General features: G+C 32.8%; 11 protein-coding genes and 1 pseudogene. 10 read left to right on the forward strand and 2 right to left on the reverse strand.

Features of this window, described 5'->3' with window-relative positions; translation table 11 throughout:
- Positions 1–44 precede the first annotated feature (44 nt).
- Together HZC47_01975 and HZC47_01980 are read left to right on the forward strand one after the other, a co-directional pair.
- Positions 45–635 (forward strand): transglutaminase domain-containing protein, encoded by a 591-nt coding sequence (locus HZC47_01975; GenBank protein ID MBI5679653.1) that lies wholly within the window; start codon positions 45–47, stop codon positions 633–635.
- A 154-nt stretch (positions 636–789) separates the two neighbouring features.
- The gene (locus HZC47_01980; GenBank protein MBI5679654.1) at positions 790–1,593 is read left to right on the forward strand and encodes a methyltransferase domain-containing protein; all 804 of its coding nucleotides are present in this window, start codon (positions 790–792) and stop codon (positions 1,591–1,593) included.
- Positions 1,594–1,617: 24 nt separating this feature from the next.
- Here HZC47_01980 and HZC47_01985 read toward each other — a convergent pair whose 3' ends face one another.
- Together HZC47_01985 and HZC47_01990 are read right to left on the reverse strand one after the other, a co-directional pair.
- On the reverse strand, positions 1,618–2,118 hold the full coding sequence (locus tag HZC47_01985; GenBank protein ID MBI5679655.1) for a nitroreductase family protein: 501 nt from the start codon (positions 2,116–2,118) through the stop codon (positions 1,618–1,620).
- A 52-nt stretch (positions 2,119–2,170) separates the two neighbouring features.
- On the reverse strand, positions 2,171–2,896 hold the full coding sequence (locus HZC47_01990) for a class I SAM-dependent methyltransferase family protein (protein ID MBI5679656.1): 726 nt from the start codon (positions 2,894–2,896) through the stop codon (positions 2,171–2,173).
- 137 nt (positions 2,897–3,033) lie between these two features.
- Between HZC47_01990 and HZC47_01995 the strand changes: the two genes are divergently transcribed.
- The 8 genes and pseudogenes from HZC47_01995 (at position 3,034) to HZC47_02030 (ending at position 14,201) form a co-directional block, all read left to right on the forward strand.
- Complete coding sequence (locus tag HZC47_01995; protein ID MBI5679657.1) at positions 3,034–4,125, forward strand: formate--phosphoribosylaminoimidazolecarboxamide ligase; 1,092 nt, start codon at positions 3,034–3,036, stop codon at positions 4,123–4,125.
- Positions 4,126–4,517: 392 nt separating this feature from the next.
- Positions 4,518–5,066, forward strand: a complete 549-nt coding sequence (locus tag HZC47_02000; protein ID MBI5679658.1) for a TetR/AcrR family transcriptional regulator — start codon at positions 4,518–4,520, stop codon at positions 5,064–5,066.
- A gap of 342 nt (positions 5,067–5,408) precedes the next feature.
- Positions 5,409–7,070 carry a hypothetical protein gene (locus tag HZC47_02005; GenBank protein ID MBI5679659.1) on the forward strand — a complete coding sequence of 554 codons (1,662 nt, stop codon included), beginning with the start codon at positions 5,409–5,411 and terminating at the stop codon, positions 7,068–7,070.
- Between the two features lie 456 nt (positions 7,071–7,526).
- Entirely contained in the window at positions 7,527–8,150 is a 624-nt protein-coding gene (gene psmB / locus HZC47_02010; GenBank protein MBI5679660.1) for an archaeal proteasome endopeptidase complex subunit beta, read from the forward strand.
- Positions 8,151–8,262: 112 nt separating this feature from the next.
- Positions 8,263–10,170 carry a beta-CASP ribonuclease aCPSF1 gene (locus HZC47_02015; GenBank protein MBI5679661.1) on the forward strand — a complete coding sequence of 636 codons (1,908 nt, stop codon included), beginning with the start codon at positions 8,263–8,265 and terminating at the stop codon, positions 10,168–10,170.
- A gap of 280 nt (positions 10,171–10,450) precedes the next feature.
- Entirely contained in the window at positions 10,451–11,479 is a 1,029-nt protein-coding gene (locus HZC47_02020; protein MBI5679662.1) for a phosphoribosylformylglycinamidine cyclo-ligase, read from the forward strand.
- A 9-nt stretch (positions 11,480–11,488) separates the two neighbouring features.
- Positions 11,489–12,450, forward strand: a pseudogene (locus HZC47_02025) (Ldh family oxidoreductase).
- Positions 12,451–12,551: 101 nt separating this feature from the next.
- Positions 12,552–14,201, forward strand: coding sequence for an AarF/ABC1/UbiB kinase family protein (locus HZC47_02030; GenBank protein ID MBI5679663.1), 1,650 nt, complete (start codon positions 12,552–12,554; stop codon positions 14,199–14,201).
- Positions 14,202–14,285: the final 84 nt, after the last annotated feature.

The following is a 14,285-nucleotide window of genomic DNA, read 5'->3' on the forward strand; positions in this document are numbered from 1 at the left end:
TAAACTGTAATTTAAGCTTTAAATTGGTGAATAAATTGATATTAATGCCAGAAACAGATGATATGAAATATTATCTCCTTTCATCTGAAATTATAGACTTTGAAGATGAAAATATTCAAAAAACTGCCCTAAATTTATCCAAAGACATCAAAGATGAAACTGAACTTATAAAAACAGTTTATGAATTTGTAAGGGACGATATAGATCATTCTATGGATATTTATAGTGATGAGGTCACATGCAATGCTACTGATGTTTTGAAATATAAACATGGACTTTGCTTTGCTAAATCTAATTTGCTGGCAGCTATTTTAAGGTTTTTAGAAATTCCAACAGGATTTTGTTACCAGAAACTTGAATTTGACATAGGAATGGGATTGCATGGACTAAATGCAGTTTTTATTAAAAGTATGGATAAATGGGTAAGATTAGATGCTCGTGGGAATAAAAACGGAATTAATGCACAGTTTACCACTGATAAGGAAGTTCTTGCATATTCTCCAATAAAAAAAAGTGGTGAAATTGATTATCCAACCATATATGCTTCGCCAAATACGAAAGTTATTGAAATATTGAGAAATAGCACAAATTTAGATGAAGCATTTGATTTAATAGTGAATACTGATTTTTTTTAGAATTCAATGGCCATATAAAAAAATAAATGCACATATATGGGCTATGAAGTTTTAAATAGTACGATAACCTACAATTGACTGGATATAATTAAACCAGTAAAATATTAAAAAAATCATGCTAATTTGAATATTAAAAGCAGTATAAGGCGATTTTATGAGAGACGATTACGTTCATGGATATTCAAAAGAAGAAGCCAATAGACTGTTAGATCAAGCAAATACACTTGCTAATTTAATGCATGAAGACACAAAATATCCTGCAGGATCAAAAGTTTTAGAGGCAGGGTGTGGAGTAGGTGCTCAAACAATAATGCTTGCAAAAAATAGTCCAAAAGCACAAATTACATCAATAGACATTTCTGAAGATTCAATAAAACATGCAAAAGATTTAATTGATAAAAATGGATTTTTGAATGTTGAATTTCAGACAGCAGACCTGTTTAATTTACCTTTTGAAGATGAAAGTTTTGATCATATCTTTGTTTGCTTTGTACTTGAACATCTTCAAGATCCAGTAGCAGCACTTAAACATTTAAAGAGGGTTCTTAAAAAAGACGGCTCAATTACAGTAATTGAAGGTGATCATGGGTCTTGCTATTTTTACCCTGAATCAAAAGAAGCTATTAAAGCATGGGAATGTTTAATTGAATGTCAAAAAAGTTTTGATTGCAATCCTATGATTGGAAGAGAAGTTTATCCTCTATTGCAGAATTCTGGATTTAAAAATATAAAAGTACAGCCCAAAATAGTCTATGTTGATTCGAGTAAGCCGGATTTAGTGGAAGGATTTAATAAAAAAACAATAATTGCAATGGTTGAAGGAGTTAAAGATCAATCTCTTGATTTAGGGTTGATGGACAGTGAATCATGGTCTAAGGGAATAAATGATTTATATAAAACTACAGAATCTGATGGTGTTTTCTTTTACAATTTTTTTAAGGGAGTTGCTACTAAATAGTAATTAACCCCCTAAACTTTTAAATTAATATTTTTCATAATGAATACATTCTTCAATTTCCCTTCTTGGCGGTGGAGCAGGTTTTTCATCAGGATAACCCATAGGTATCATTGCGATAGGTATAACCCCATCTGGAATTTCCAATTTTTCTAAAACAGATTCTTCTTCAAATGATCCAATCCAGCAGGCGCCTAAACCCAGTTCATGGATTTTAAGAAGCATATTTTGAGCAGCACACGTAGCATCCTGTATGCAGTAGAGTTCTCTTCCTCTTTCTCCGTAGATTGCTCCTGATTTTTGTGTATGGGCACATATTACTAATATAACTGGTGCTTCAGCAATAAAATCTCTTAAATAACCACAAATACAAAGATTTACCTTAGTTTCCTTATTTTTTACTATTATAACTTCCCAGGCCTGTAAATCTCCTGCAGAAGGAGCCCAAATACCTGCTTCAACTATTTTATTAATTAAATCATCATCTACTTCATCGTCTTTAAATTTTCTTATACTACGCCTATTCATTATTGCATCATTTAAATCCGTACTAACACCTTCTTTTAATTTTAATATTTATTTATTCAATTAACGCATCTATTACAACGTGATAAACACCTGGAGAGTACTTTTTTATAATTCTTTTATTTAATATCTCCACATCACGCCCATTTGCAGCTTCAATTATCCTCTGGGGTGGTCTTTCAAATTTTAATTTGTCAGGGACTGATTCATGGTAATGGATGATACCTCCCGGTTTAACAATTTCCATAGCAACATCAAGATATTCGTGTGTATTTCCTATATATCCCATTAAAACCCGGTCTGCAATTCCTTTAGGAGCTAATTTTCTACAATCTCCAAATAATGGGTTTATTATTCCTTCAACTTTGTTAAGTACAATGTTTTCCTTTAAATAACAATATGAAATTGGATTTATTTCTATTGAATAGATTTTCTGGGGATTTGAATGCACAGCTATTGGTATTGAGAAGTAACCGATTCCAGCAAACATGTCCACTATTATTTCGCCATCTTCTACTAGTTCTGCAATTCTTTTACGCTCTGTGGTGTTACCCTTTGACCACATGATTTTTGCAACATCTAACTTGAAAAAACAATGATTTTCACGGTGAATAGTTTCTGTATTATCGCCAACAAGTATTTTAACATCAGGCTCTCTTTTAGAGCCACTAATACGTCCTAATTTAACTATACGATTTACTTCTGGTAGTTTTAGAAGTTCATCTAAGTTATTAGGTTCGTTTTTTAAAACAAGGATATCTCCAATGACTTTACCTTTCATGATAATGGATATGATTATTGAACATTTTAAATTTTTTATTATTTTTTATTTAATAGTTCTTACAAAATCACAAGCCAAAAAAGATAATTATTAAAATAAACAATATAAGTTCAAATTATAACAAGAGGAGATTCAAGATGAGTATAGTAGAAAAACAGAAAATTCTCGACATCCTTGAGGGCTATGATAAGAAAGATATTACCATTGCAACCTTGGGAAGTCATACATCTTTACATATATTAAAAGGAGCAAAAGAAGAGGGCTTTAAGACTGCAGTAGTCTGCGAAAAAGGTCGTGAAGTTCCATACCAGCGATTTGGAGTCGCTGATGAGTATATTATGGTGGATAAATTCAGCGATATAATAAATGAAGATGTTCAACAAAAATTACGTGATATGAATGCAATTGTTGTTCCTCATGGATCATTTATAGCTTATGCAGGGCTTGATCGTGTTGAAGCAGACTTTAATGTTCCAATGTTTGGAAATAGGTCAATTTTAAGATGGGAAGCTGAAAGGGACCTTGAAAGAAAATTGATGATTGAATCGAACATAAGGATACCTAATAAGTACGAAAGCAGTGCAGATATTGACAGAACAGTAATGGTCAAATTCCCTGGCGCAAGAGGTGGAAAAGGGTATTTCGTATGTTCTTCACCAGAGGAATTTGATAAAAAAATTTCAGACATGATAAACAGGGAATGGATTACAGATGCAGACATTGAACATGCACACATTGAAGAATATGTTTCAGGTACTAATTATTGCATACACTTCTTCTATTCCGCATTAAAAGAAGAAGTAGAAATAATGGGTATGGACAGCAGATATGAATCAAATATTGATGGAATTGTCAGAATACCGGCAAAGGATCAGTTAGATCTTTCCATGGACCCGTCATATGTGATAACAGGTAACCATCCTGTAGTTATGAGGGAATCATTACTTCCACAGGTGTTTGATATTGGAGATAACCTTGTTGAAGCTGCTAAAAAATTAGTAAAACCTGGAATGAACGGACCATTCTGTTTACAAACATTATGTAATGATGATCTAGAAATTGTTGTATTTGAGATGAGTGCAAGGATAGATGGTGGAACAAACACATTCATGCACGCATCAGCCTACAGTTACATTATGTTTGGTGAATTTATGAGCATGGGCCGCAGAATAGCACGTGAAATTAAAAATGCAGTTGCTGAAGATAAGTTAGATATCATAATCACTTAAATATCTACCTTATTTTTACTTTTTTTAACTCCCGAACAACAAATTCAAAGTTGTATCAAAAACATAGATGTGAAATTATTTTAATGGACTAATAACATCATATTAATGTTTTTCATACCCTTCAAAAATCGGAGGTTTTTTTTTGGAGAGGTCCATAAAATCATAGATTTCGACGGCTTTTGAAGCCATTATAGTTTTTGAATTTCCCGAACAGATACTCTTAAATATTTTCTTCGACAAAATGTAAGTTAAGCCTTCTTTACTGATATTTAGATGGTGTTTCATTTTTTTACCAAATTAATACATCTAAACGTATAAAAATAAAAGGAAGATAATTTTTCTAGTGAGAAAAAATCTAAAGGGCTAAAAATTTAGTATTATAGTTGGTTTATATGACTGATGTGACTGAACAGAAAATTTTAGAGGCAGCGCTAAAATTATTTAGTGAAAAGGGATATGGTGGCGCTACTACTAGAGTTATAGCAGCTGAAGCTGGTTTTACTGAGATGACTTTGTACACAAAGTTTAAAACTAAACAGAATCTTTTTGATCAGGTTATGGTTTATGGTATGAAAAAATTGAATGAAGATGCAGCTTCTATGTTATTTATTGATGAGGAGTTTGAAGATCCTCGGGATTTTTTAGAAGCTTATGTTAAAAATTTGGTGAAGTATGTCTGGAATAATCTTGAATTTTTCCGATTAGGGTTTAATCAAGATCGGAAAATACTTGAACAGTTTTTGATGGAGGGTTCATATGTTTTCAGTAAATTTATTGAAAAGAATATTCCCAATCAGAAAATAGATTATATGGCATTTGCACTTACCATATTCTCATTTGTATACATGTTCAATCTAGGAAAGTACCATGACCGCCAGGATACAAGTATTGAAGAGATTTTAGATAAATTCATTTATAATCTTACGCTTTGTATCCAATAATCCCCAAATAATCCTTAAATTTGTAAATGTTTTTTTTTAAATTTGGCTTTTAAAAATTATTTATTAATCCCTCAAACACCAAGTGTTTGGGGCCTTCAAAATCTTCGATTTTGTGGTTTAGGAAATTGAAAATTTCTTTCAACACCGAAAATCCCTCAAAATCTTTGATTTTCGAGTGATTTGCTATTTTCTCTTTTCATAAATTAATAACTTTTATATATGAAATAAAAACTAATACTCTATTAATTATAGCATCTTATAATATACTATAGTTAATAAATTGTACAAATGGATTTAAAAAAAGAGAAATTTTCGATAATAATTGTAAAAGGAGGTGAAAAATTGAAAAAAAAATTAGGAAGACCATTAATTTTACTCACATTCGTTATTATTTTAACCTGTTTACTTATTGGAGCTGTTTCAGCAGCAGATATTTATGTTAATGACACAACAGGTGTTGATGCTCCAGGGGGCGGAACAATAGATAATCCCTACAAAACAATTAGTTATGGGATTACTCAAGCAAGCGGTACAAGTACAGATACTGTAATTCTTGCTCCAGAAACTTTCAGCGCTCCTGGAGATTACGGAATTAGCATCAATAAAAACGTGAATATTAAAGGAGCAGGCAAAGACCTAACCAAAATCGATGCTGGAGGTCATGATAGAGTTTTCAATATCAATCCAAATTGCATAGTAACCCTATCCAATTTAACCATTACAAACGGACATACTGCATTAGAAGGTGGTGCTATCTTCAATGGGGGAATTTTAACTGCTAATGATTGTGCTTTCACTGGTAACACTGCAAGTAATAGTGGTGCTATCTTCAATGGTGGAACTTTAACTGCTAATGATTGTGTTTTCACTGGTAACACTGCAATTGCTTTTGGTGGTGCTATCTTCAATGGGGGAACTGTAAATGCAAATGGCTGTGTTTTCACTGGTAACACAGCAAATTTTTTTGGTGGTGCTATCGACAATATGGGAACTGTAAATGCAAATGGCTGTGTTTTCACTGGTAACACTGCAGATTATGGTGGTGCTATCATAAATGAACATGGAACTTTAACTGCAAATGGCTGTGTTTTCACTGGTAACACTGCAGAATGGTATGGTGGTGCTATCGACAATATGGGAACTTTAACTGCAAATGGCTGTGTTTTCACTGGTAACACTGCAGAATGGGATGGTGGTGCTATCTTCAATGGGGGAATTTTAACTGCTAATGATTGTGTTTTCACTGGTAACACTGCAGATTATGGTGGTGCTATCATGAATCAACATGGAATTGTAACTGTTAATTTCAGCAGGATTGTTGGAAACACAGCAACTAACATTAGTGCTATCTACAATTTCGATGGTCTTATGAATGCAGAGTATAACTGGTGGGGTTCTAATGTAGACCCAAAAACTGTTACTAACCTTATTAGTGAAGATGTGGATGATAATCCGTGGCTTAAGCTTTCTATAGTTGCTAATCCGACTGAAGTAATTAATACTATGACTTCTCAGGTTACTGCGGATTTATACACAGATTCAAACGGTATAAGCCACAGCAGTGAGTTTGCTAAATATCCATCTGAGATTCCAGTAACTTTCGCCACAACTTGGGGATGCATTACACAGGTATTGATGAAATACGGTACTGCAACAGCTACTTTCACAGCAAACGGCGGCCCAATATCCGGTCCAATTATTACAACAGTTTCAGCAGCAGACAGTGCTAATCCACTAGCTACAGTAACTACTCATATTACCATAAAATCAGCACCAATTGTGAATGCAGCAACAAGCAATACGTTAACACGACATAAAACAACAGGAAATGCAGCAAACACAAAACAAACAACGACCCCAGCACCAACAACAAATAACACTACTTCAAATTCAAATGAAACATCTGCAGGAACACAAGGAAATGGACTACTATCCTACTGGTGGATAATAGCAATAATACTGCTTTTAATAGCCAGCGGGCTACTATGGTTTTTATTAGCATAAAGAATAGAGGAATAAACCATATTTCTCCACATTTTTTTTTATTTTATTTTTTGAAAATTATTAATATCAAAAAAAAGTTACATCAGCTAATTTTATAATTAGAAAACTTTAAAAACCATGAAAATATAAGTTGTATATAATAAAATTAATGTTATTTTCTTAAAAGTTCAATTTATAATTAAAAATTATACACAAATTATTAAAAAATAATAAAACGTGTCTAAATTTCTCTTTAAGATTTTTCAAATAATCTTTAATTTCTATTTATATAATTTAATAGAGTATATTTGAAAGATAAAATCAAAGAAATTGGTTTAATTGATTAATAAGACACATATAGCACGTTAAAATTTAAAATTAGCACGAAGTAAAGAAGCAATGTTTATATAATATGAAATTTAATAATAGGCATAGAGAACTATTTTTACTTTATTTATGTTTTTTTGAGGTGTATTCATGAATGATGAAAACAGATTAAAAGGCACTACAACTGTTGGTTTAAAATGTAGAAACGGAGTTGTTTTTGCTACAGAAAGAAGGGCAACTATGGGTAATTTAATAGCTCACAAGGCCACTGATAAGATTTTTAAAATTGATGATCATATAGGGGCGACAATTGCCGGTGGAGTAGGTGACGCCCAAAGTCTTATGAAATATATAAGCGCGGAAGTAGCTCTTTACAGGCTAAGAAATGGTGAGAGAATAAGTGTAGAATCTGCAGCAACACTAACAGCAAATATATTACATTCATCAAGGTTTTATCCATACTATGTTCAAACATTACTGGGAGGAATGGATGATAAAGGACCTGCAGTATTCTCATTAGACCCTACAGGAGGAGTAATCGGAGATAAAATGATTTCCACAGGTTCAGGTTCACCAGTAGCATATGGGGTTCTTGAAGACCGCTACAATGATGATATGGATGTTGAAGAAGGAATAGATGTTGCAATTAGAGCAATACAATCTGCAATGGAAAGAGATGCATTTTCAGGTAACGGTATTCTGGTAGCAACAATAACCAAAGACGGATATAAAATACTCCCTGAAGACGAGGTAAAAAGTAGATTAAGAAAGTAAATTAACTTTTTTTAACCCTCCAATTACATTAAAGTGAATATGTCTATTATTAAGTTTATTAAAATCTGTAAAACAAATTTTACAGTATCTTTCTATTTTTAGAAGTGATTTTATGGGTTCAGAGATTCAAGAAATTAAAAATACAATAGTACAAAGACTTCCATCAAGAGTACAAGTAGCGAAGGTGGAATTTGAAGGTCCCGAGGTTGTTATATACACAAAAAACCCGGAGATTATAACCGAAAACGGAGCGCTTATTAGAGATCTTGCAAAGGATATACGAAAAAGAATTATTATTCGTTCTGATCGTTCTGTTCTTACAGAACCGGAAAAATCAATTGAAAAGATTCATGAAATAGTTCCGGAAGAAGCTAAAATAACTAATATCTCTTTTGACGAGGTTACATGTGAAGTTATAATAGAGGCGAGAAAACCGGGACTTGTAATCGGTAAATATGGTGCAACATCCAGGGAAATAGTTAAAGGAACTGGATGGGCTCCAAAGATACTTAGAACGCCCCCAATTTCTTCTGAAATTATACAAAGAATAAGAAGAACACTACGAAAAAACAGTAAGGAACGTAAAAAAATCTTACAAACCCTTGGAAATAAAATTCATCGAAACGTGGAATTAGAAAATGAATGGACACGTTTAACTTCTCTTGGAGGGTTTAGAGAAGTTGGAAGATCATCCCTATTTTTGCAAACACCCAACAGTAAAATTTTACTTGACTGTGGAGTAAATGTAGCCGGAGCTGATGATAAAAGTTCTTATCCTTATCTTAATGTTCCTGAATTTATTTTAGATAACCTGGATGCAGTTATAATAACTCACGCACACCTTGATCACTCTGGATTCTTACCTTACTTATTCCATTATGGATATGAAGGCCCAGTATACTGTACAACACCAACAAGAGATTTAATGACACTTTTACAATTGGATCATATTGATATAGCTCATCGTGAAGACCAGCCATTACCATTCAACGTGAAACACGTTAAAAAATCTATTAAACACACAATAACTCTGGATTATGGTGAAGTGACAGATATAGCTCCAGACATCCGTTTAACACTCCACAATGCAGGACACATACTTGGATCTGCAATTGTTCACATGCATATAGGAGACGGCCAGCATAACTTTGTATACACTGGAGACTTTAAATTTGAAAGAAGCAGACTTCTTGAACCTGCAGTATCAAAATTCCCACGTATAGAATCAATTGTAATGGAAAGTACATATGGTGGACATGGCGATGTACAGCCAACAAGAAATGACGCTGAAAAAGAGTTAATAAAAACTATTTACAGAACACTTGAGCGAAAAGGAAAAATATTAATACCTGTATTTGCTGTAGGAAGGGCTCAAGAGCTTATGATAGTATTAGAAGAGTATATTAGGCACGGTATTATTGATGAGGTCCCTGTTTATATAGATGGGATGATATGGGAAGCAAACGCAATCCATACAGCAAGACCAGAATATTTAAGCAAAGATCTTCGTGATCAAATATTCCACATGGGCAGAAATCCATTCATATCTGACGTATTCCACAAAGTAAATGGGTTAGAAGAGCGAAGGAAGATAGTTGAAGGAGAAGAACCTGCAATAATTCTTTCAACCTCTGGAATGCTTACAGGAGGAAATTCTGTAGAATATTTCAAATGGTTATGTGGAGATGAGAAGAGTTCACTTGTATTTGTTGGTTATCAAGCAGAAGGATCCCTTGGAAGAAGATTACAGAAGGGATGGAAGGAAATTCCATTAAAAGAAGATGGGAAAACCAATGTTTACAATGTAAAAATGGGAATAAAAACCATTGAAGGATTTAGTGGACACTCCGACAGAAAACAACTAATGGATTATGTAAGAAAACTATCTCCAAAACCAGAAAAGATTCTTATATGTCATGGAGATAACTATAAAACACTTGATCTTGCATCAAGTATATATAGGTCCTTTAAAATTGAAACAAAGACTCCCATGAACTTAGAAACAGTTCGGATCCAATAATATCTTTTTTTAAGCCAAAAAGAATATTTTGAAGTTTCATTTTTTTTAATTAAATTTTGATTTTTTTATTTTTCCTATTTTTTATATTAATTTAATCTAAAGCTTTTTATTTAGATCAATCAAATAGATATTATAATTACCTTTATTTTAAAAATTGAGGAAATTAAAAACTTGCAAAAATCAATGATTTTTGCGTTCAAAACACGAAGTGTTTGAGAATTTCCGAACCCCAAAAATAAATATTTTTGAGGGTTTTTAAAAATCTATTTTGGTGAATTACATGGTAACATATTCAGAATCAGGCGTTGATATTAATCTTGAAGAGGCTACAGTTTCGGCATTAGTCTCAGAAATTAAAAAAACACTTTCTTTTAGAGATGTAATTACAGAAAGCGGTCATTTTGCAGCACTTGTAAAATTAGGAAATAAAGCAATAGCCATGAGTACAGATGGTGTTGGAAGCAAAATATTAGTTGCAAAAATGATGAATAAATACGATACAGTTGGAATAGACTGCATTGCTATGGTAGTAAACGATATTCTCTGTGTTGGAGCAGAACCAATAGCAATGGTGGATTATCTTGCTGTAGAGAAGGCAGATCCTGAAATTGCAGGAGAAATTGGAAAAGGACTGGCCAAAGGGGCTGAAGAATCCAAAATTGCAATGATTGGAGGCGAAACAGCATCACTTCCCGAGATCATAAAGGACTTTGACCTTGCAGGAACTGGAATTGGAATAGTAGATGCTGATAAAATCATAACTGGCGAAAATATCAAGGATGGAGATGTGCTTATTGGAATAGAAAGTAGTGGAATCCACAGTAATGGTTTAAGCCTTGCAAGAAAAGTATTTTTCGATAAACTTGGTTTAAATGTAGATGATCCTCTACCCTCTGATTCAAACACAACAGTTGGCCAAGAACTTTTAAAACCTACCGAAATTTATGTTAAACCGGTAATTGATCTATTGAATGAGAATATTGATATTCATGGACTTGCCCATATAACTGGCGGAGGATTTTTAAACCTTAAACGGCTTAAAAAAGGTATTGGATACGATATTGAAAATTTACCGGAGCCACACCCTGTTTTTAAATCAATATATGAATCAGATGTTCCATTAGAGGAAATGTATCGAGTATTCAATATGAACATCGGATTTGTGGCAATTGTAAATAAGAATGATGCAGATAAAACAATAGAAATTATTAAAAAACACAATCGGGCCTTTAAAATAGGACATGCAAGGGAAGATGTCCATGAAAAAGTTAAAATTAAGGCATTTGATGGCAGTGTTCTTAATTTGTGAGGTGCTAAAATGAATATTACAGCAGAACAAGAGAAAGCTATAATCATGGAAATTTTAACAAAGATGAACGTTCCTACAGAAGATGCAGAGATAGTCGCTGACGTGACTTTAGATGCTAATTTAAAGGGTTTTTCATCTCATGGCCTGGGTAGATTTCCCCAATATGTAAAGGGACTTAAAGCTGGAACAATTGAATATCCAAATGAAATAATTGTAGAAAAAGAAACGCCTGCAATGGCACTTATAAACGGTAACCACAAATTTGGGCATGTTGTTGCATATAAAGGAATGGAAATTGCCATTCAAAAAGCAAAAGAGACAGGAATTGGAATTGTAGGAATTCATGATTCCAATCATTTTGGAGTTGCAGGATACTATTCGGATATGGCAGTTATGGAAGACTTGATCGGGATTGTAATTGCAAATACCGAGCCTGCAGTAGCTCCAATCGGCGGTAAAGAACCTATACTTGGAACAAACCCAATAGCAATTGGTATTCCCTCCAATAAAAACTATGTTTCTGTGGACATGGCAACATCTGCATCTGCAAGAGGAAAACTTTAGATCCGGAATGTGCTTTAAGAGGTTCAATCTTACCATTTGGGGCGCATAAAGGTTATGCATTAGCATTTATGATTGAAATACTTGCAGGACCTCTCGTAAGAGCTGCATCTGGTAAAGCAGTAACAGGAACAGCTAATCCTGAGGAAATGTGTACCAAGGGAGACCTTATGATTGCAATAGACCCTTCAAAATTTGTTGATCTTAATGAATTTAAAGAAGAGGTTGATGAATTTATTGGGGAAATTAAGGATTCTGGCGAGAACATTTTTATTCCTGGAGACATGGAAGTTAGAAATGTCCATAAAGCTAAAGAAGAAGGTATTTCATTGGATGATACGTTATACATGCAGCTTAAAGAGATTGCTGATGATTTATCCTTTGATCTTGATGCGTTAATAAGTGATTAAATCTCATTTTTTTTTAATTTAATTGTTTTATTCTTTTTAAAGCTGATTTTATTTTCATTCAATGCATAGTATTAATATAACTCAAAAGTCTAAGAAAATATATGAAACTGGGGAAATTAGATGGTAATTCCAACCTTAGAAGGTTGAATGAAATAATCAAAGTTTTAAGTAAATACGAATTTGGTTATATAACTGAAAAGATAAATCTTAAAAATAAAATTCCATTTAAGAGCCATTCATATCAATATGAATCAATTGAAGAGTTAGATGCTACAATACCCTTAAGATTAAGACTTGTTTTACAGGAGTTAGGAACTACTTACATAAAATTAGGTCAAGCTTTAAGTACAAGGCCTGATTTGATTGGGGACGATATTTCCAATGAATTTTCAAAAATGCAGGATGATAATCCTCCAGTAGCATATGAAACCATTAAGTCAGTTTTAGAAACGGAATTAGGAGATTCTCTAGATAATATTTTTTTGGAATTTAATAAGGAACCATTGGGTTCAGCTTCTATAGGCCAAGTTCACAGTGCAGTTTTAAAAAATAGGAATAAAGTAGCTGTTAAAATCCAGAAACCCGGCGTTGATGTTCTTATAAAAGAAGATATTTCTATTATGCGGTTTTTAGCTAAAAGAATTGATAATTACATTCCTCAATTTAGAAACTATAATTTTCCAGGTATTGTAGATGAATTTGAACGTTCAATATTAAAAGAAATTGATTACAATCAAGAAGCAATGAACATCACACGATTTGACTATAATTTTAAAGAAGATGAAACAGTTTATGTTCCAGCAGTATATAAAGAGTATTCCACTTCTAAAGTTCTTACAATGGAACTTATTGAAGGAAAAAAGGTTGCAGATGTTATAAATACAGATGAAGGCTTTGATAAGCCGTTAATTGCAAAAAGAGGGGTAGAATCATTTTTTAAACAAGTATTAATCCATGGATTTTTTCATGCAGACCCGCACCCTGCTAATATTTACGTTTTAGATGATAATATCATATGTTTTTTAGATTATGGTATGATGGGTATTTTGGATAAAGAATTCAGGGAAAATCTGGCTGAATTGATTATTTACTTCATGGAAAACAGTGTTAAAGGTATGATAAACCAGCTAATTTACATGGGGATAATCAATGAATCAATAGACATTAAATCATTCAAATACGAACTTACAGATTTAATGTACAGATACTATGGAATTGGGTTAAATGAGATGCATGGGGGTATGAATGATTTAATTTCTCTGATGAGGAAATATAAGATTCACCTACCTAGAGAATTTGTGCTTTTGGCTCGAGGTATTGGAATGCTTGAAGATACAGGCTTAAACTTAGATCCAAGCTTTAATCCTGTGGAAACATTTAAACCAATGGCTCTTAAAGTTATTCAAAAAAGAATAAGCCCGTTAGGGTTCATGGATTTTGTAAAAGATAATTTATTTGAGGTAGAGCATCTTATAAAAACACTCCCTCGAAGTGTCAGTAAAACTCTTTACAGATTAGAAGAAGGAAAAATAAGCATAGAAATAGAGCATAAGGACTTGGAACGGATAAGTAACAAAGTTTCAACAGCTTTAATCATAGCAGCGCTTTTAATTGGCTCATCATTAATAATGCAAACAGATAAGGGAATATTAATACTTGGATTTCCATTTTTAGGTATAATTGGGTTTATAATTAGCATGATACTTGGATTAAATCTTGTATTGTCTATTTTAAGGCATAGGGAACTTTAAATATATATTTTAATTTTTATTTTCTTAATAAGGCCAATTATCCTCAAGATTAAATACCAATTAAGACTTATACATACATAGAAA

Origin of the sequence: Methanobacterium sp., assembly GCA_016222945.1 — an archaeon.
Classification (GTDB): Archaea; Methanobacteriota; Methanobacteria; order Methanobacteriales; family Methanobacteriaceae; genus Methanobacterium_D.

Coding starts and splice junctions, on each gene's coding strand:
- HZC47_01985 (MBI5679655.1), bottom strand. CDS start 2,118: ATGAATAGGCGTAGTATAAGAAAATTTAAAGACGATGAAGTAGATGAT.
- HZC47_02020 (MBI5679662.1), top strand. CDS start 10,451: ATGGTAACATATTCAGAATCAGGCGTTGATATTAATCTTGAAGAGGCT.
- HZC47_01975 (MBI5679653.1), top strand. CDS start 45: ATGCCAGAAACAGATGATATGAAATATTATCTCCTTTCATCTGAAATT.
- HZC47_01995 (MBI5679657.1), top strand. CDS start 3,034: ATGAGTATAGTAGAAAAACAGAAAATTCTCGACATCCTTGAGGGCTAT.
- HZC47_02015 (MBI5679661.1), top strand. CDS start 8,263: ATGGGTTCAGAGATTCAAGAAATTAAAAATACAATAGTACAAAGACTT.
- psmB (MBI5679660.1), top strand. CDS start 7,527: ATGAATGATGAAAACAGATTAAAAGGCACTACAACTGTTGGTTTAAAA.
- HZC47_02030 (MBI5679663.1), top strand. CDS start 12,552: ATGAAACTGGGGAAATTAGATGGTAATTCCAACCTTAGAAGGTTGAAT.
- HZC47_01990 (MBI5679656.1), bottom strand. CDS start 2,896: ATGAAAGGTAAAGTCATTGGAGATATCCTTGTTTTAAAAAACGAACCT.
- HZC47_01980 (MBI5679654.1), top strand. CDS start 790: ATGAGAGACGATTACGTTCATGGATATTCAAAAGAAGAAGCCAATAGA.
- HZC47_02000 (MBI5679658.1), top strand. CDS start 4,518: ATGACTGATGTGACTGAACAGAAAATTTTAGAGGCAGCGCTAAAATTA.